This is a genomic window from Devosia sp. Leaf64 (assembly GCF_001421945.1).
GTDB lineage: Bacteria > Pseudomonadota > Alphaproteobacteria > Rhizobiales > Devosiaceae > Devosia.
This window is the reverse complement of sequence record NZ_LMLO01000024.1, coordinates 448050-466124: the sequence shown is the minus strand read 5'-3', so window position 1 is coordinate 466124 and position 18075 is coordinate 448050. Positions and strand designations below refer to the sequence as shown.

General features: G+C 61.9%; 15 protein-coding genes. 3 read left to right on the top strand and 12 right to left on the bottom strand.

What is annotated here, in order from left to right; genetic code table 11:
- Positions 1–104 precede the first annotated feature (104 nt).
- From murC to rsmH, 10 genes are all read right to left on the bottom strand, one after another.
- A complete protein-coding gene (gene murC / locus ASE94_RS19920; RefSeq protein ID WP_062631758.1) occupies positions 105–1523 on the bottom strand; it encodes a UDP-N-acetylmuramate--L-alanine ligase in 1419 nt (472 codons plus the stop codon).
- The gene (gene murG / locus ASE94_RS19915; RefSeq protein WP_062631757.1) at positions 1520–2635 is read right to left on the bottom strand and encodes an undecaprenyldiphospho-muramoylpentapeptide beta-N-acetylglucosaminyltransferase; all 1116 of its coding nucleotides are present in this window, start codon (positions 2633–2635) and stop codon (positions 1520–1522) included. Before murG ends, murC begins: the two co-directional genes overlap by 4 nt.
- Positions 2632–3795 (bottom strand): putative peptidoglycan glycosyltransferase FtsW, encoded by a 1164-nt coding sequence (locus tag ASE94_RS19910; protein WP_062631845.1) that lies wholly within the window; start codon positions 3793–3795, stop codon positions 2632–2634. Before ASE94_RS19910 ends, murG begins: the two co-directional genes overlap by 4 nt.
- A gap of 185 nt (positions 3796–3980) precedes the next feature.
- The gene (locus tag ASE94_RS19905; RefSeq protein ID WP_244484237.1) at positions 3981–4772 is read right to left on the bottom strand and encodes a DUF4394 domain-containing protein; all 792 of its coding nucleotides are present in this window, start codon (positions 4770–4772) and stop codon (positions 3981–3983) included.
- Between the two features lie 302 nt (positions 4773–5074).
- A complete protein-coding gene (gene mraY / locus ASE94_RS19900) occupies positions 5075–6160 on the bottom strand; it encodes a phospho-N-acetylmuramoyl-pentapeptide-transferase (RefSeq protein ID WP_061910978.1) in 1086 nt (361 codons plus the stop codon).
- 29 nt (positions 6161–6189) lie between these two features.
- The gene (murF, locus tag ASE94_RS19895; protein ID WP_062631756.1) at positions 6190–7581 is read right to left on the bottom strand and encodes a UDP-N-acetylmuramoyl-tripeptide--D-alanyl-D-alanine ligase; all 1392 of its coding nucleotides are present in this window, start codon (positions 7579–7581) and stop codon (positions 6190–6192) included.
- 178 nt (positions 7582–7759) lie between these two features.
- Complete coding sequence (locus ASE94_RS19890; protein WP_244484235.1) at positions 7760–9202, bottom strand: UDP-N-acetylmuramoyl-L-alanyl-D-glutamate--2,6-diaminopimelate ligase; 1443 nt, start codon at positions 9200–9202, stop codon at positions 7760–7762.
- 3 nt (positions 9203–9205) lie between these two features.
- Positions 9206–10942: a penicillin-binding protein 2 gene (locus ASE94_RS19885; RefSeq protein WP_061910975.1), complete on the bottom strand. Its 1737-nt coding sequence runs from the start codon at positions 10940–10942 to the stop codon at positions 9206–9208.
- On the bottom strand, positions 10939–11322 hold the full coding sequence (locus ASE94_RS19880) for a hypothetical protein (protein ID WP_061910973.1): 384 nt from the start codon (positions 11320–11322) through the stop codon (positions 10939–10941). Before ASE94_RS19880 ends, ASE94_RS19885 begins: the two co-directional genes overlap by 4 nt.
- Positions 11319–12320 (bottom strand): 16S rRNA (cytosine(1402)-N(4))-methyltransferase RsmH, encoded by a 1002-nt coding sequence (gene rsmH / locus ASE94_RS19875; RefSeq protein ID WP_062631755.1) that lies wholly within the window; start codon positions 12318–12320, stop codon positions 11319–11321. Before rsmH ends, ASE94_RS19880 begins: the two co-directional genes overlap by 4 nt.
- Before the next feature lie 197 nt (positions 12321–12517).
- On the opposite strand from rsmH, the gene ASE94_RS19870 reads away from it, so the two are divergent.
- The 3 genes from ASE94_RS19870 to ASE94_RS19860 are packed head-to-tail and all read left to right on the top strand — an operon-like array spanning position 12518 to position 15489.
- Complete coding sequence (locus ASE94_RS19870; RefSeq protein ID WP_062631843.1) at positions 12518–14014, top strand: CHASE3 domain-containing protein; 1497 nt, start codon at positions 12518–12520, stop codon at positions 14012–14014.
- The gene (locus tag ASE94_RS19865; protein ID WP_061910967.1) at positions 14007–14450 is read left to right on the top strand and encodes a response regulator; all 444 of its coding nucleotides are present in this window, start codon (positions 14007–14009) and stop codon (positions 14448–14450) included. Before ASE94_RS19870 ends, ASE94_RS19865 begins: the two co-directional genes overlap by 8 nt.
- Positions 14451–14454: 4 nt before the next feature.
- On the top strand, positions 14455–15489 hold the full coding sequence (locus ASE94_RS19860) for a histidine kinase dimerization/phosphoacceptor domain -containing protein (RefSeq protein ID WP_062631754.1): 1035 nt from the start codon (positions 14455–14457) through the stop codon (positions 15487–15489).
- A 139-nt stretch (positions 15490–15628) separates the two neighbouring features.
- Here ASE94_RS19860 and ASE94_RS19855 read toward each other — a convergent pair whose 3' ends face one another.
- Together ASE94_RS19855 and ASE94_RS19850 are read right to left on the bottom strand one after the other, a co-directional pair.
- Positions 15629–16909 carry a saccharopine dehydrogenase family protein gene (locus ASE94_RS19855; RefSeq protein ID WP_062631753.1) on the bottom strand — a complete coding sequence of 427 codons (1281 nt, stop codon included), beginning with the start codon at positions 16907–16909 and terminating at the stop codon, positions 15629–15631.
- A 45-nt stretch (positions 16910–16954) separates the two neighbouring features.
- A complete protein-coding gene (locus ASE94_RS19850) occupies positions 16955–18055 on the bottom strand; it encodes a carboxynorspermidine decarboxylase (RefSeq protein ID WP_062631752.1) in 1101 nt (366 codons plus the stop codon).
- Between the last annotated feature and the right edge of the window lie 20 nt (positions 18056–18075).

Sequence of the window (18075 nt, the reverse complement as noted above, 5' to 3'; positions counted from 1 at the left end):
AAGGGGGAGGTGCAGGGACGGAGTTGAAGAGCAGAACGTGCCAAAGACTGGATGCGGCACCTCCCCCCTTGTGGGGGAGGCTGGGAAGGGGGAATTGCCTGAGCTCACTCGGCCTTTTCCCCCATCAACGCTTCCAGTTCACCCGGGAGCGCTGCGGCCCATTGGGTGATATTGCCGGCGCCGAGGCAGACGACATAATCGCCATCCGCGACCCGCGAGGCCAGGAGTGGCGCAAGCGCTTCGGGGCGGTCGATGACGCGGGCGTCGCGGTGGCCGCGGTTGCGGATGCGGTTGACCAGTTCTTCGTGGGTGACGCCGGGGATAGGCTGTTCGCCCGCGGCATAGATGGGGGCGACGATGACGGTGTCGGCGTCGTTGAAGCAGGCGGCGAAATCGTCGAAGAGGTCGTTGACGCGGCTATAGCGGTGCGGCTGCACGACGGCAACGACATCGCGGCGAGCCGACTGGCGCGCGGCGCTGAGGACGGCGGCGATTTCGACCGGGTGGTGGCCATAATCGTCGATGACGGTGACGCCGCCGACTTCGCCGGTCTTGGTGAAGCGGCGCTTGACGCCGGTAAAACCCTTGAGGCCCTTGCGAATGGCTTCCGCGGGGACGTGGAGCTGATCGGCGACAGCGATGGCGGCCGTGGCGTTGAGCGCGTTGTGGATGCCCGGCATGGGCATTTCGAGCCCATCGATACGAAGCTGGGTCTGGCGGATGCGGTCGCGAATCTCGACCGAGAAATGCTGCACGCCGTCGCGATTCTCAAGATCGATGAGACGCACATCGGCCTGCGGGTTTTGCCCATAGGTGATGACGCGGCGATCGCGGATTTCGCCGACCAGCGACTGCACGACCGGATGATCCAAGCACATCACGGCAAAGCCGTAGAACGGCACGTTTTCGACGAACTGGTGGAAGGCGCGCTTTACGCCTTCGAAGTCGCCATAATGGTCGAGATGCTCGGGATCGATATTGGTGACGATGGCGACGTCCGCAGGCAGCTTGATGAAGGTGCCGTCCGATTCGTCGGCTTCGACCACCATCCATTCCCCTGCCCCGAGGCGCGCATTGGTGCCATAGGCATTGATGATGCCGCCATTGATGACGGTGGGATCAAGATTGCCGGCGTCAAGGAGCGTCGCGACCAGCGTAGTCGTGGTTGTCTTGCCATGGGTGCCGCCGATGGCGATGGCGGTCTTGAAGCGCATGATCTCGGCGAGCATTTCAGCGCGGCGCACGATGGGCAGCGCCTTTGAGCGTGCGGCGACGAGCTCGGGATTATCCTTCTTGATCGCCGAGGAGACGACGACGACTTCGGCCTTGCCGAGATTATCGCCGTTCTGGCCGATCTCGACCTTGATGCCCATGTCGCGGAGGCGCTGGACGTTCGGGTTGAGCGACGCGTCGGAGCCCTGGACGGTGTAGCCCTGGTTATGCAGGATTTCGGCAATGCCGCTCATGCCGATGCCGCCGATGCCGATGAAGTGGACCGGGCCGATATTGCGGGGCATTTTCATGAGGCGGATTCCAATGTGCTGGTGCCTTGACCGGCGAGGCTTTCGGCAAGGTCTGCCAGCTTCTCGACGGCGCGGGGCTGCCCGAGGCCTTGTGCGGCCTGGGCGGCTTCGATGAGTTGGGTTGGATCGTTGAATAGATCCGTGAGGCGAGTGGCAAGCGATTGCGGCGAAAGCGCGGCCTGTTCCATCACCCAGCCCGCTCCACCCGATTCGACCACAAGAGCATTGTTCTTCTGGTCGGCATCGAGCGATCCGGGCAGCGGAATGAGGATCGAGGGGCGGCCAATGACCGTGAGTTCGGCAATGGTCGAGGCGCCGGAGCGGCCGATGACCAGATGGCTTTGCGCGATGCGCTCGGGCAGATCGGTGAAGAACGGCGCGAGTTCGACGCTGACACGCGACTGGCGATAAATCTTGGTGACGCGGTCGAGATCTTCCTGCCGGCACTGCTGCACGAGACGCAGGCGCGACCGGATGGCATCGGGCAGCATCGCAATAGCGTCGGGGACGATATCGGAGAGCGCGCGGGCGCCCTGGCTGCCACCGAAGACGACGAGATTGATCGGATCGGTCGCCGAGAGAGGCGGATAGGGCTTTGCGGCAATGGCGCGGACGCGATCGCGCACGGGATTGCCGGTGAGCACCTTGTCGATGCCCTGATCGTCGGCGAAGCGCGTCTGGGCGAAGCTGAGGGCCAGGATATCGGCGAAGCGGCTGAGGGCGCGATTGGCGCGGCCCATGACGGCGTTCTGCTCGTGGAGAATGCCGGGCACGCTCAAGAGGCTCGCCGCGATGAAGGGCGGAAAAGTGGGATAGCCGCCAAAGCCAATAACGGCGTCGGGCTTCAGCGCACGCAGAATGCCGAAGGATTTGGCGACGCCGCGGGCGATGGTAAAACTGGCGCCGGCGAACTTGATCGGGTTGGACAGGCTCGGCGTGGCCGAAGGCACCATGTGGATTTTCCGTGCGGGAAAATCCTGGCCATAGCCTTCGACGCGATGATCGGTCATCAGCTCGACGACGTGGCCTCGGCGCAGCAATTCCTGAGCGAGGGCCATGGCCGGGAAGAGATGCCCCCCGGTACCGCCGGCCATAAGGACGAAGGTTTTCATTCGGCTGGCGCGACCACGGCGCTGCGGAAGGATGGAAGGCCTGTGGTCATGCGCTCCTCGGGTTTGGTTCTCGTCATGGCCAGCATCAACCCCATGCCGAAGGCAACGGCGAGCATGGAGGTGCCGCCATAAGACACGAAAGGCAGGGTCATGCCCTTGGGGGGAATCAGATTGAGATTCACCGACAGGTTGATGCCCGACTGCATGGCAAACTGGATGGCGAGTGTGGACGCAGCAAGGCGGGCAAAAAGGCTCTGCTGGCGCTGCGCACCCATCATGGCGCGAAGCACGATGAAGCAGATAAGCCCGACCAGCGCCATGCAGAACAAGATGCCATATTCGCCTGCAGCGGCGGAGAAGACATAGTCAGCGTGAGCGTCGGGAATGAGTTTCTTGGCGATCGACTCACCCGGACCACGACCAAACCAGCCGCCTTCGGCGACCGACTGCAGCGCGCGGTCGATCTGATAGGTATTGCCGCCGCCCTCGGGGTTGAGGAAGGTATCGATACGGCGCGCGAAGTGCGGGAAGAAGAGATAGGCGCCGAAGAGCAAGCCACCGGCCGCACCGGCGAGGCCAAAGATGATCCACCAGGAAATGCCCGAGAGGAACAGCAGGACGGCCCAGGTGGCGAGGATCAGCGCTGTCTGGCCGATATCGGGCTGCAACAGCAGGCCGCAGACGATGACGAGCATGATCGCGGTCGCGATGAGGCGCCCGGGCACGTTGCGATGGATCATATATTCGGAAAAGAGCCAGGCGCCGATAATGGCAAAGGCCGGCTTGACGAATTCGGATGGCTGCACCGATTGGCCGACAAAGGTCACCCAACGCCGGGCGCCCTTCACTTCCGTACCGAAGCGCAGGGTCGCGTACAGCAGCAGCGTCATGACGATCAATGTACCGAGGGCGGCAAAGCGCGCCTGACGATGGGTGAGCAGCGATGTCGCGAGCATGACGGGCACGGCGAGCCCGCAGAACATGGCGTGGCGAATGACGAAGTGCCACTCGTTGAGGCCGATGCGCTCGGCCACCGGCGGGCTCGCCGCCAGGCTCAATACGAGGCCACAGATGAGGAGAAGGATCAGCCCGCTGAGCAATTCGCGGTCGATCGACCACCACCACTCGGCCAGAGGCGTCTTTTCAGCACGGGAAAACATCATCGGCTGGGGCCACGTACTCGATACAGATTGAATCGAACTGTACCGGCTGGTGGTTACCGATTTGGTAAGGGTCTCGCGTTTTGCAAGTCATAGTGCTGAATGTGAAAGAGGCGACCCGTAGGTCGCCTCTCTTACAAGCCAGTGGAGGACTGTCGGGAGGCCCAGCCCTCCTACGGGCGAGATCAGTTCCAGACGGCGATATCGGAAATGGTGCCGTCTACGCCTTCAATGGCGCCCTGCTCGGTGGCAGCGCCGGTCTCGAGATCGACCGTGTAGAGCGTGCTGCCGATCACGAGATAAGCCGTGTTGGTCAGGTCTTCCGTCGCGTGAATATCGAACGCGTAGGACGAGCCGCCATCCACACCAAGCTTGCCAATGGCCGCGAGCGTGCCGTCATTTGGCTTGGTCTGCTGGATCAGCGCGACGATGGTCGCATCGATGTCGTACATGGCCGTCGCTTCGGGCTTGCCGAACGAGTTGGTGTAAGCCGCTGCGACGATGGCCGGGGTTTCGCCGGCATGCATGTCGCCTTCTTCAAAGGCGAGCGAACCATCGACGGTCACGGCGCCATCATCGACATTGACGCGATGATTGGTGCCATCGGTGCCCATCAGGCGGAGACGATCGGCCATCGGGTTGAAATCGACGATAGCGCCCTCATAGCTCGGGAGCTTTTCGGAGAGCGTCGACTTGGCGGTCGCCGCGCCGGTTGCTGGATCGATCGTAACGACCTCACCGGCAAGCGTGACGCCATAGAGCAGTTTATCGGCTGGACGCTGGTCGATGCCGGCGAGGCCATCGGCGCCCGTCACGTCAACCGTGGCGCTGACGGCGCGGGTTTCGGTGTCGAAAGTCACGAGCTTGGTGCCATCGACAAGCGCGATGGCTGTGGCGGCCTGAGCGGCGCCGAGAGCGAGGCCGGACGTTGCAAGAGCAAGGGCGGCGACAAGGGAAATGCGGGCGGTAGCAGGCAATTGAGGTCTCCTCGTTAGGACACGGCCGAGACGCGCGGAATGCACGCCGGGCCCCGTGAGCAATGGGGGGACGATTGCTATCGTCATGAGAAGATACGGGAGGAGGAGGCAGAAGTTTCAGAGGGTGGAGGGATTTGACGATCACTGAGGCGTGATGGGGTGTCATGCGGTGATCGCCGCCGCCGCGCGCACCGGCTGTCATCCCCGCGCAGGCGGGGATCCATCTTGAGATCTCAGGATGGGCCCCGGCCTTCGCCGGGGTGACAATCGAGAATGGAAAAGTTTTGTGTGAAGCGAGAAGCTCAGCGCAGCTTGAGGCTCGACAAACCGATCAGCGCGAGGACAAAGGAAATGATCCAGAACCGGATGACGACCTGGCTTTCGGTCCAGCCCAGATGCTCGAAATGGTGGTGGATGGGCGCCATGCGGAAGACGCGCTTGCCGGTCAATCGGAATGAGGTCACCTGCACGATCACCGAAACGGCTTCGAGCACGAAGAGGCCGCCGATGATGGCGAGGACGATTTCATGCTTGGTGGCGACGGCGATTGTGCCAAGCGCGCCGCCGAGTGCGAGCGAGCCGGTATCGCCCATGAAAATCTGTGCCGGTGGCGCGTTGAACCAGAGGAAACCGAGGCCAGCACCGATCAGGGCACCGCAGACGACGGCAAGCTCGGCCGTGCCCGGGACGGGATTGAGGAAGAGATAATCGGCGTAGTTCTGCGAACCGACGAGATAGGCGATGAAGCCGAAGCAGGCCGCAGCAACCATGACGGGGACGATGGCGAGACCATCGAGACCGTCCGTGAGATTCACCGAATTGCCGGCTGCGACCATGACGAAGCCGCCGAACAAAATGTAGAAATATCCAAGGTTTATCGCGAGGTCTTTGACAAACGGAAACTGCAGCGAGGTGCCGTAGGCGCCCGAGGCGAGCTGGGAAATGGCGAAGGCCGCGATGCAGCCGATGGCGGCTTCGAGGAGCAAGCGCTGGCGCGAGCCAAAGCCCTTGTGGCTCATCCGCTTGACCTTGAGATAGTCATCGTAAAAGCCGATGGCGCCGAAGCCGATGGTGACGAAAAGCACCACCCAGACATAGCCGTTGGAAAGGTTTGACCAGAGTAACGTCGAGATGACGGCGCCCGAAAGGATCATCAGGCCGCCCATGGTCGGCGTGCCCTTCTTGGTCAGCAGGTGGCCCTGCGGACCATCCTCGCGGATCGGCTGACCGCGGCCCTGCTTGAGGCGCAGAAGCGCGATCATGCCGGGACCGAACATGAAAACGAAGAACAGCGCCGTGATCACGGCCCCCGCAGTGCGGAAGGTGATGTACCGGAACACGTTGAACGCGGCGAGGGTGTCACCCAGCTGGCCGAGAAAATAGAGCATGCTGTTCTTGATGTCCTACTTGAGGCGTCTTAGCGCTGTTGGAACGTGTCCTTGACCGCGGCGACGAGGCGCGACAGCCCGACACCGTTCGACCCTTTGACCATAACTGCGTCCCCATAGGCAAGGGTGGCGAGCAGCTCCGGCGTTGCCGCGTCGACCCCTGTGAAATGCCGGGAAAAAATCTGTTGCGGCAGTGCATCGGCGAGATGTGCCATGTTTGCGCCCACAAGATAGACGGCATCGGGCTGGGCAGCGGCAACGGATTGGGCGAGACCGGCATGAAGCGATGGCCCCGCTTCGCCAAGTTCGAGCATATCGCCGAGGACGACGACCTTCTTGCCGCCGGGCGCAGAGACCGTACCGAACACATCGAGCGCGGCCATGATGGAGGCAGTATTGGCGTTGTAGCTTTCATCGATGAGCAGCAGCGGCTTTTCGGGATTGCCGAGTAGGATGCGCTGACCGCGCCCGGGCTGCGGACCGAAACCGGCGAGCGCCTTGAGCGCAATGGCTGGATCAACGCCGGCAAGCGTCGCGACGGCGAGGGCTGCGGTGGCATTGCTCAACATGTGCCGCCCGGCGACGCCAATGGCGAGGGCATATCGTTCATTGCTGTTGACGACGGTGGCAAAGCTACGGTCCCCGGCGGTTTCCGCTTCAAGGATTTGCCAATCGACGCCGCGCGAAAAACCGAAGGTGACTATACGTCCGACGTCAGCGGCCTTGGCTGCGTCGATTAGCAGGCCAATCTGCGGGTGGTCGGCATTGATGACGGCGGCACCGCCCGGCTCGAGCCCCTCGAAGATTTCCGCCTTGGCGCGGGCGATGGCTTCGAGACTGCCGAGCTTTTCGAGATGGGCGGCGGCCACGGTGGTGATGACGGCGATGTGGGGGCGAACGAGTTGGCTGAGCGGCCGGATTTCGTCCGGTGCGTTCATCCCCATTTCGAAGACGCCGAACTGCGTGGCTTCCGGCATGCGCGCCAGCATCAGCGGCACGCCCCAGTGATTGTTGAAGCTCTTGATCGAGGCATGGGTCTGGCCCGCTGCCTCAAAGACCATGCGCAGGGCTTCCTTGGTGGTGGTCTTGCCGACGCTGCCGGTGACGCCGACGATCAGCGCACGGCTGCGGGCCCGTGCAGCGCGGGCGAGATCAACGAGGCCATCGAGCGGATCGCCAACATGGACGCGCCCTGCCCCATCGCCGCGGCTGACAAGCGCTGCGACTGCGCCGTTGGACAGCGCCGTATCGACGAAATCATGGCCGTCGAAGCGGTCACCTTTGATGGCGACGAAGAGCGCATCGGGGCCGATTTCGCGGGAATCGATGGTGATGGAATCGATGGATTTTGCGCTGACGGATTCGGCACGGCCCATGGTGGTGGCGAGAATGGCGTCGAGGGTGAAGAGGGGTTGGGTCATGACGCCTTCTGCGAATGAGGTGCAGCTACAGAGGCGGTATATAGCGTAATTTCGGCGATGGGCACCCCCACCTAGCCTCCCCCTGGTAGGGGGAGGAATCTGCCGGTGGCGCACAGGCATCGCAGCGCGCCCGATGCGTCCCTCCCCCTTCCAGGGGGAGGTCAGGCGGGGGTAGACCTTAGCCCTTGACCGCCTCGGCCACGACTTCGTGGTCCGAGAAATGGTGCTTGGTCGTGCCGATGATCTGGTAGGTTTCGTGCCCCTTGCCGGCGACCAGCAGCACGTCGCCCTTTTGGAGCGATTTTACCGCCGTTTCGATCGCCTTTTTGCGATCGGCGATTTCCTTGGCGCCCTTGGCTTCGGCGAGGATCTGCTTGCGAATCGAGGCTGCATCCTCGGTGCGCGGATTGTCGTCAGTGACGATCACTTCATCGGCGAGTTCGCTGGCGATGGCACCCATTTGCGGGCGCTTGCCCTTGTCGCGATCGCCGCCGCAGCCGAAGACGACCCGCAACTTGCCTTTGACATAGGGCCGCAGCGAATTGAGCGCAGTGCGCAGGGCCTCGGGCTTGTGCGAATAGTCGATGAAGATCGCCGCGCCATTGTGCTCGGCGACCAGTTCGAGCCGGCCGACGGCGCCGACGAGCTTGGGCAAGGCAGCAAAGGCATCGGCCTTATCGACACCCGAGGACATTGCGAGGGCCGCAGCGATCAGGGCGTTAGAGACCTGGAATTCGCCCGGGATATTGAGATGGAAATCGACGAGTTCGCCGATGTGCCGGATCTGCACGCGCTGACCATAGCCCTCGGGCTTGATCGACATGATCTCGATATAGGCCCCTTCCCGGCCGACGGTGAGCAGCGTCGCGTTGCTCGACAGCGCGGCGAACATGAATGGTTCGTATTCGGGATCATCGACATTGACGATGGCAGCGCCGCCATCGACCAGGAGATCGGAAAAGAGCCGCAGCTTGGCGTTGCGGTACTCGTCCATATCCTTGTGATAGTCGAGGTGGTCGCGGCTGAGATTGGTGAAGGCGACGGCTTCGAAATGGATGCCATCGAGACGGCGCTGATCAAGGCCATGGCTCGAGGCTTCGACGGCGACGTGATCGACGCCCTGGGCGCGGAGAGCGCGGAGGGCCTGGTGCAGCGTGCGGGAATCGGGCGTCGTCAGCGCGCCTTCGATGGTGCGTGTCGCGGTCTGGACGCCGAGCGTGCCGACGCTGGCGCCGGGAACGCCGGAATGGTCCCAGATCTGGCGCACGAACGACGCGACCGAGGTCTTGCCATTGGTGCCGGTGACAGCAACCGAAATTTCAGGCTGCGGCTCGAAAACGCGCGAAGCGGCGCGGGCATAGGAGGCGCGCACATCCTTGACGACGACGACGGGCACGCCCGGATCGCCTACCGGCATGATGTCGGTGACGATGGCCAGAGCGCCGCGATGGACGGCGTCGGCGATGAATTCATTGCCATGAACCTTATGGCCCGGCAGCGCAAAGAAGATATCGCCCGGCTCGATCCGGCGGCTATCAGAATTCAGGCCGAAGACGGTGCCCAGGCCCTTTTTGGGGCGAGCGCCCGAACCTTCGAGCAGTTGAGAGACGCTGATAGACACGGCTTAATATCCTTCTGGAAAGATCCGCCGCACTTCTGGCGGGACGATCGACTGGTCGAGCACTTGCGAGAAATCGGGGGCGACGCCGAGCATTGGCGCAACGCGCTGCACCACGCGGCCGGTCAGCGAGCCGGCATTCCAGCCGGCCGTGGTACCCGATTGCGGATTCTCCGCCTTGGGTTCATCCACCATGATGACCATGGCATAGCGCGGATTATCGAGCGGGAACGCCGAGGCGAAAAAATTGGTCACCTTGTTGGAAGAGTAGCGGCCATCGACGACCTTTTCGGCCGTGCCGGTCTTGCCGCCGACACGATAGCCAAGCGCGGCCTTGTTCATCTGCGAGCCGGAGCCGCCTGAGGAAATGGCGTTGAGGCGCATCAGGTAGCGGATTTCAGCGCTGGTTTCGGGCCGAATGACGCGCTCGTAGAGCGGCTCGGCCTGTGCAACGCTGCGCTTGTAGAGCGTGGGCGCGATATAGTTGCCGCCGTTGACGAAAGCGGCATAGGCCGTGAGCATGTGGAGCGGCGACACCGAGAGGCCATGGCCGAAGGACGCGGTGGCGGCGCCGACTTCGGAGAAATCCTTGGGGACGCTTGGGACGCGCATTTCGGGCAGCTCGAACTGCACGCGCTGGTCGAACTTCATGCGGCTCAAGAAAGCGCGGTAATTTTCCTTGCCCATGGTCTGCATGATGCGGATCGTGCCGATGTTGGAGGAGTATTTGTACACCTCCGGCATGGTCAGAATGCGGTGCTTGCCGTGGAAATCGTCGATGGTGAAGCGGCCGAAACGGACGCCGTAGCGGGCATCGAACTCGTCGGTGATCTTGGCCGTACCCTCATCGAGCGCACCAGCGAGCGTGACGGTCTTGAAGATAGAGCCCGGCTCGAAAATACCCGAGGTCACTCGATTGAACGTGTCCTTGACGAGCGCCGAGGCGGGATCGTTGGGGTTGAAATCGGGCAGCGAGGCGAGTGCGATGATCTCGCCGGTATAGATATCCATCATGACGCCAGCCGCAGCGATGGCCTGATAGCGCGTCATGGCATCGACCAACTGGTCGTGGAGAACGTGCTGGACGCGCATGTCGATGCTGAGATCGACCGGGGTCAGCGCATTGCCGCGCGCGAGGCCGAGATCCTGCAGCAGCGAGATGGATTCGTTGTCCATGGCGCGCTCGATGCCGGCAATGCCCTGGTTGTCGACATTGGTTGAGCCCAGAACGTGCGAGGCTTCGTTCATTGCCGGATAGAAGCGCTTGGATTCAGTGATGAAATCGACGCCGGGAATGCCGAGGCGCATCACCTGCTCTTCGATGGCCGGCGTCAGCTCCCGCTTGATCCAGACAAAGCCCTGATCGCCGGAGAGGCGATTGCGCAACCATTTTTCGTCGATATCGGGGAGGACGGTGCGGAGCTTGGTAACGGCTTCTTCGACATCGATGATGCGGCGCGGCTCGGCATAAAGCGAGGGCACGCGGATATCGACGGCCATTTCGAGGCCGTTGCGATCGAGAATCGGCGGACGGGTCGCGGTAATGGCGTCGCGGGTCTGGCCTTCGATGGTCGTATCTGTCTCGACCATGCCGAGCTGCACGAGGCGCCCGCCGACGGCGGCAAAGCCGAGCACGACCGCGAGCACCATCCAGCGGATGCGGGCCTGGGTGAGATTGACGCGCGCCTTGCGGACGCCGTCGAGAGAAATGGTTTGCGGGAGACCGTCAGCCGTGATCGTCATTCGATCCCTTCCAGTTCAAGAATGGCATCGATCGGGTCGATGCCGGCGTCGATCGCCTGGAACAGCGCATCCATAGCTGCGGTGTCGGGCTTGGCGGGGCGCATGGGCAAGTCGGCAAAGGAGCCGAACTGCTCCTGCTTCACCTGATCGATCGCCAATTCGGCCTGATGGCGGCGCACGATGGGCTCGACATAAGCGGGTTGGTTGAGCACGGCCCAATCGGCCTTGAGCACCGTCAGCTCATCTTCCTGTTCGGAAATATGCGACTGCAGCGAGGTACGCTCGGTTGCCGTGCTCTCGATCGAGAATTTGAGCATATAGACGCCAACCAGCATGACGATGCTGGTGCAGATGAGGAAAATATTGATGCGCCGGATCATGCGGCACCTCGCACGACCGGAACGCTCAGTTGTTCATAGGATGCTTCGCGCGCCGGGACATCCGTGCGCACGGCGCTGCGGAGAACCGATGAACGCGCGCGCGGATTGCGATCGAGTTCTGCCGATCCGGGCTTGATGGCCTTGGCCACCGGGTCCCAGCGGCGCGGCTCAAGCTGAACCTGCGGCAGGTGTCGGGACTGTGCCGGACCGCCCTTGTCGGGATCGAAGAAGCGCTTGGCGATTCGATCTTCAAGAGAGTGGAAAGTGACGACGGAAAGAATACCGCCCCCGCCGAGGAGGCGTTCGGCGGCGAACAGGCCCTCAACCAACTGGTCGAACTCGCCGTTGACGGCAATCCGGAGTGCCTGGAACGAGCGCGTTGCGGGGTGCGCGTCGCCCGGTTTGCGGCCGATGGCCTTTTCGATGATGCGGGCAAGTTCGAGCGTCGTCGTGATCGGCGCCTGCTCGCGTGCCGCGACGATGAACTGCGCGATGCGGCGCGATTTGCGCTCTTCGCCAAAGGCATAGAGGAGATTGGCAAGCGCGTCCTGCTCAAGCCCATTGACCAGATCGGCAGCGCTTTCACCCGACTGGCTCATGCGCATATCGAGCGGCCCCTCGCGCATGAAGGAAAAGCCCCGCTCGCTTTCATCGAGCTGCATGGAGCTGACGCCGATATCGAGTACGACGCCATTGATGGGCCCGTGTGGCGCGGCGAGCGTATCGAGTTCGGAAAATGTCCCGGGCACGAATTGGAAACGGCCGGGGAATTCGCCAGTGAGTCGGTCTGCATGAACTTTGACCGATGGATCACGATCGATCGCGACGACATCGGCACCCGCGAGGAGCAGAGCGCGCGAATATCCACCCGCGCCAAACGTGCCATCGACGACACGGCGGCCAGCCATCGGCGCGAACGCAGCCACGACCTCGTCCAAGAGGACAGGCACGTGAGGCGCATCGGATACCGGGGATTCGGGCAGGTTACGCTTGCCCATACTGACCTTAACTCCACCTTCGGTCGCAGCAACCGACCTTGCAAACAGTGGCTAAACTTGCACGACGACGCTTAAGATTCTGTTTCCCATGGCAAATGTCACGGGAGAACAAAGGGAAACCGGCCGCGAGTTAATCTACTATATTGCCCTCGCCCCCCATTCGGGCGATGAAGGTTAAAGCGTCACCGGAATTTTTTATGCCAATCACCAGCAAGACCTTCATCAGGTCCACAGCCGTGCTCCTGCTTGTCGGGCTTCTCTCCCTGCTCGGGATCGTGGGCGCGAATGTGTGGCTGGTCGAGCGCTCGCAAGGGTATTTCGACGAAGTCATCGAAGGCCGGATTGCGCGACGCGTCATCGTCGACCTGCGCACACAATTGCAGGACATGGAAACGGGGCAGCGCGGCTATATCATCACGCTCGACGAGGCCTATCTCGAGCCATTTGAAGAGGCCCGTCCTCTGGTCGATGCGCAATTGGCTCGTTTGGGCGAAATTCTCGCCCCCTACCCTGAAGCCGCCGCGCCATTCGCCCAGCTCAAGACGGACGTGACTTTCAAGATCGACGAAATGAACCGCACGATCGCCGAGGCCCGCAGCGGCAATCGCGACGCTGCGGTTGCGCTGATCAATACCAATGAGGGCAAGGAGGCGATGGATCGCAGCCGCGCCTTTGTCGATGGATTTATCGAAGCCATCGACGCGCGCCTGACCGAGGGCGTCGCCAATCAACGCAGCACGATCGAAGCCTTGCGCTGGGTCTCGATCGGCGGCGGGCTTATCATTCTTGTCGTCGTTTCAGGCGCCATCTGGGCCGTCATTTCCTACACTGCCGAACTCGCCAAAGCACGGCGCGAGGTGCAGGAAGCCAATACCGGGCTCGAACAGCGCGTACGCGAACGCACATCCGATCTCGGCAAAGCCAATGAAGAGATCCAGCGCTTTGCCTATATCGTGACACACGATCTGCGCGCGCCGCTCGTCAATATCATGGGCTTTACGAGCGAACTCGAGACCAGCATCGGCTCGCTGCGCACCTATATGGAAGCTAAGCCGGCCGATACCGACCCCTACTTTGCCGAGGCCAAGGAGGCGGCGACCGAGGAGCTGCCCGAGGCCATCTCCTTCATCCGCGCCGCGACGCGGAAAATGGATGGCCTCATCAACGCCATTCTCAAGATTTCCCGCGAGGGCCGCCGCCAGCTCAAGCCCGAACAGGTCGATATCCGCGAGCTCGCCGAAAATTCGAGCGCTGCTCTCCATCATCAGGTGGCTGAGGGCGAAGGCAAGATCGATGTCGATATCCGCGTCGGCAAAATCATGACCGACCGGCTTTCGCTCGAACAGGTGCTCGGCAATCTCCTCGACAATGCCATAAAATATCAGGAGCCGGAGCGTCCGCTCAAGGTGACGATCCGCGCCCGCCATGTGCCGGGAAACCGCGTCGAGATCGAAGTCGAGGACAATGGTCGCGGCATTGCCGACACCGACCATGAGCGCGTGTTTGAACTGTTTAGACGCTCAGGCAAACAAACCCAGCCGGGCGAGGGCATTGGACTTGCCCATGTGCGCACCATGGTGCGAAGCCTTGGCGGCGACGTGACGCTGCGCTCGACGTTGGGCCAGGGCACGACTTTCATCATCAACCTGCCGCGCGACCTGCGTAGCCATTTGGGGACTTCCGGCAATGAATGACGCACGGCCAGTCACGATCATCATGATCGAAGACGATGAGGGCCATGCGCGCCTCATCGAGAAGAATATCCGGCGCGCCGGTGTCGCCAACCAGATCGTGCCATTCACCAATGGCACCGAAGCCCTGGCTTATCTCCTCGGCCCCGACGGCACGGGCGCGGTCAACAAGGGCCGGCAGCTCCTGGTGCTGCTCGATCTCAACCTGCCCGACATGACCGGCATCGACATCCTCGAAAAGGTCAAAGGCAACGAGCACACCAAGCGCTCTCCTGTCGTCGTCCTGACGACCACCGACGACCAGCGCGAGATCCAGCGCTGCTATGACTTGGGTGCCAATGTCTACATCACCAAGCCTGTCGACTATGACGGATTCGCCAATGCCATCCGCCAGCTCGGTCTCTTCTTCTCCGTCATGCAAATTCCCGAAGCTGACTGAGATCATGCCAAACCGCACGCCGCATGTGCTTTACGTGGATGACGACCCCGGGCTCGCCCGGCTGGTCGAAAAAGCCATGCAGCGACGCGGCTATAATTATGATCACGCGACGAGCGGCGAAGAAGGCCTGGCGCTGATCCACAATGGCGGCATCGACGTCGTCGTGCTCGACCATTACCTGCCAACCGGCACCGGGCTCGACGTGCTCGCGCAGATCGCCGCGCTCGAAGACCGGCCAACGGTAGTCTATGTGACGGGGTCCGCCGAAACTGACGTTGCCGTCGCTGCGCTCAAGTCCGGCGCGACCGATTATGTGCCGAAAACGCTGAGCGAGGAGTTCATGGAACTTCTTCTCACTGCGATCGACCATGCCATCGACCGCGTGCGTCTCAACCGTGCCAAGGTCAAAGCCGAACGCGATATTCTCGAGGCGCGAGAACGCGCGGAAATGCTGCTTGGCGAAGTCAATCATCGTGTCGCCAATTCGCTGGCAATGGTGGCGGCTCTTGTCGGCCTCCAAGCCAATGCAGTGACCGATGCAGAGGCCAAACGCGCGCTCTCCGAGACGCAGGCCCGCATCCACGCCATCGCAGGCGTCCACCGCCATCTTTACACCAGCGACGACGTCCGTTCAGTGCAGGTTGCCGACTATATCAAGTCGCTGGTCGATGAACTTGAAGCCTCGGTGCAGCTCGAGGGCCAGACGGCGACGCTGCAGGTCGATGTCGAGCCTTTTACGATGTCGACCGAGAAGGTCGCGTCACTGGGCGTGATGCTGACCGAGCTCGTGACCAATGCGCTGAAATACGCCTATGCCGGACGCGAAGCGGGCGAAGTGCGCATCCACATGACGCGGCGCGAGGGCGTCGTGGAAATGTGCGTCGAAGACGACGGCATCGGCTGGACTGGCACGGGCAAGCCGCAGGGCACCGGCCTCGGCAGCCGCATCGTTAAGGCCATGGCCCATTCGCTCGAGGCCGAGGTCGCCTATGAGACGGCCGGTGGCGGGACGTGCGTTCGGGTAACGTTCAGCGCTTGAGGGGTTCTGCGGGTGTTGGTCCCCCCCTCCCGGCCTCCCCCATCAAGGGGGAGGTGTCACATCGAGTTTGACGCAAAATCTACTGAAAGCCGCGGGCGCGGCACCTCCCCCTTGATGGGGGAGGCTGGGAGGGGGTGACTTACGACGCCCCGAGACGCGCCTTCTTGGGCACCGGCAGCTTCTCGACCGCAAAACTGCGATCCCCAGCCCCATCGCGCAAGCGCGTCGGCAGGCCCATGGTTTCGAGCAATTCGAGGAACGGCACCGGCGGCAGTTCTTCGATATTGGCCATGTGGTGGCAATCCCACTCGCCACGCGCGACGAGCATGGCCGCGGCAATGGCGGGCACGCCAGCGGTATAGGAAATCGCTTGGCTGCCGGTTTCGGCGAAGGTCTCTTCATGATCGCAGATATTGTAGATCAACATCTCCGTCTCAGCGCCGCCGCGATGGCCCTTGATCAGATTGCCGATGAAGGTCTTGCCGCTATAGCCGGGCGCGAGCGAGGCTGGATCGGGCAGCACGGCCTTGACCAGCTTGAGCGGCACGACTTCCTGGCCTTCGGCGGTGACCACTGGCTTTTCGGATAGCAGCCCCAGATTCTTCAGGACGGTAAACACGTTGATATAGTGCTCGCCAAAGCCCATCCAGAACCGGATGTCCGGCACGCCGAGATTGGCGGAGAGCGAGTGCACTTCGTCGTGGCCGGTCAGATAGGTCTTGTGCGTGCCGACCACCGGCAGATCGTCCTCACGGCTGACCTCGAACATCTGGTTGGGTGTCCACTGGCTGTTCTGCCAGCTCCAGACCGTGCCGGTGAATTCGCGGAAGTTGATCTCGGGATCGAAATTGGTCGCAAAATAGCGCCCATGGCTGCCGGCGTTCACATCGATAATGTCGATGGAGTCGATGGCATCGAAATAGTGCTGAGCGGCGAGCGCGGCATAGGCATTGACGACGCCCGGATCGAAGCCAGCGCCGAGGATAGCCGTAATGCCCTTGCGCTCGCACGTTTCGCGATGCTTCCACTCGTAATTGCCATACCAGGGCGGCTGCTCGCAGACCTTGGACGGGTCTTCATGGATGGCCGTGTCGATATAGGCAACGCCCGCTTCGATGCTGGCGCGCAGCACTGACATGTTGAGAAAGGCCGAGCCGGCATTGAGGACGATCTGGCTCTTAGTCTGGCGGATAAGCGCCTTGGTCGCCTCGATATCCATGGCGTCGAGCTGATGGGCTGCAATCAGCCCCGGGCGCTTCAGAGCCTTGCGCTCGACGATGCCGGCGACGATGGCCTCGCACTTTTCAAGCGTGCGGGAGGCAATGTTGATATCCCCGAGGACATCGTTGTGCATGGCAGCCTTAACGGCTGCAACCTGCGCGACACCTCCGGCACCGATGATCAGAATGTTCTTTTTCAATTGGCACGAAACACCTTCTTGGTGGTGGATATTGCCCAGCCCCGATCAGGAGAGGCTGGAGACGTAATCGGCGTAACCGAACTCGCGAATGAGTTCGACTGCGCCATTTTCTCGTCGAATGGCGATGGCTGGCATGGCGACGCCATTGAACCAGTTCTTTTTCACCATCGTGTAGCCACCCGCATTGAGGAGGGAAATACGGCTCCCCACTTCAAGCGGTTGCGGAAAATCGAATTCGCCGAAGATATCGCCAGCAAGGCACGACTTGCCGGCGATTATGTAACGATGCGCACCCGCGTTTGGTGCCACGGCTGCATCCTGTCTATATACGAGCAGATCCAGCATATGGGCTTCGACGGCGCTATCGACAATGGCGATGGCCTTTCCGTTGTCGACGACATCGAGCACGCTGACCTCAAGCGAGGTGGTATCGGTCACGACGGTATCGCCCGGCTCGAGATAGACCTGGACGCCGAAGCGCTCAGAGAAAACGCGCAACCGCGCGGCCAATTCCTCGATCGGGTAGCCGGGCTTGGTGAAATGAATGCCGCCACCGAGGCTGACCCACTCAAGCCGCTCGAGGAAGTGGCCGAGCTTTGCTTCGATTTCGTCCAGCAGAGCCGAAAAGGCTCCAAGCGAGTCGTTCTCGCAATTGCAGTGGAGCATGAAGCCCGAGACATTTTTCATCGCCGCTTCGATACGCCCATGATCCCATTCGCCGAGGCGACTGAAGGCGCGGGCAGGATCGGCGAGATCGAAATGGGAATGGCTGACGCCGGGATTGACCCGCAGCCCGATCGGCAGATACGCCGCGCGATCGGCATACCGCTTTAGCTGAGACGAGGAATTGAAGATGATCTTGTCGGCATTGGCGATCGCTTCGTCGATCTCGTCATCGGACCACGCGACCGAATAGGCATGCGTTTCGCCAGCGAACTTCTCGCGTCCGAGCTTTACTTCGTTAAGCGAGGACGAGGTCGTGCCGTCCATGTGCGGAGCGATTTGCGGAAAGGCGGCCCAGGTCGCAAAGCATTTGAGCGCAAGCAGGCACTTGGCGCCCGATGCGGCACGGAGTTGGTCGATCAGCGCCAGGTTTCTCGCCAGCGCAACTTCGTCGATCAGATAATGCGGGGTGGCCAGAGGCATCGCGCTCAACTCCAACAGCG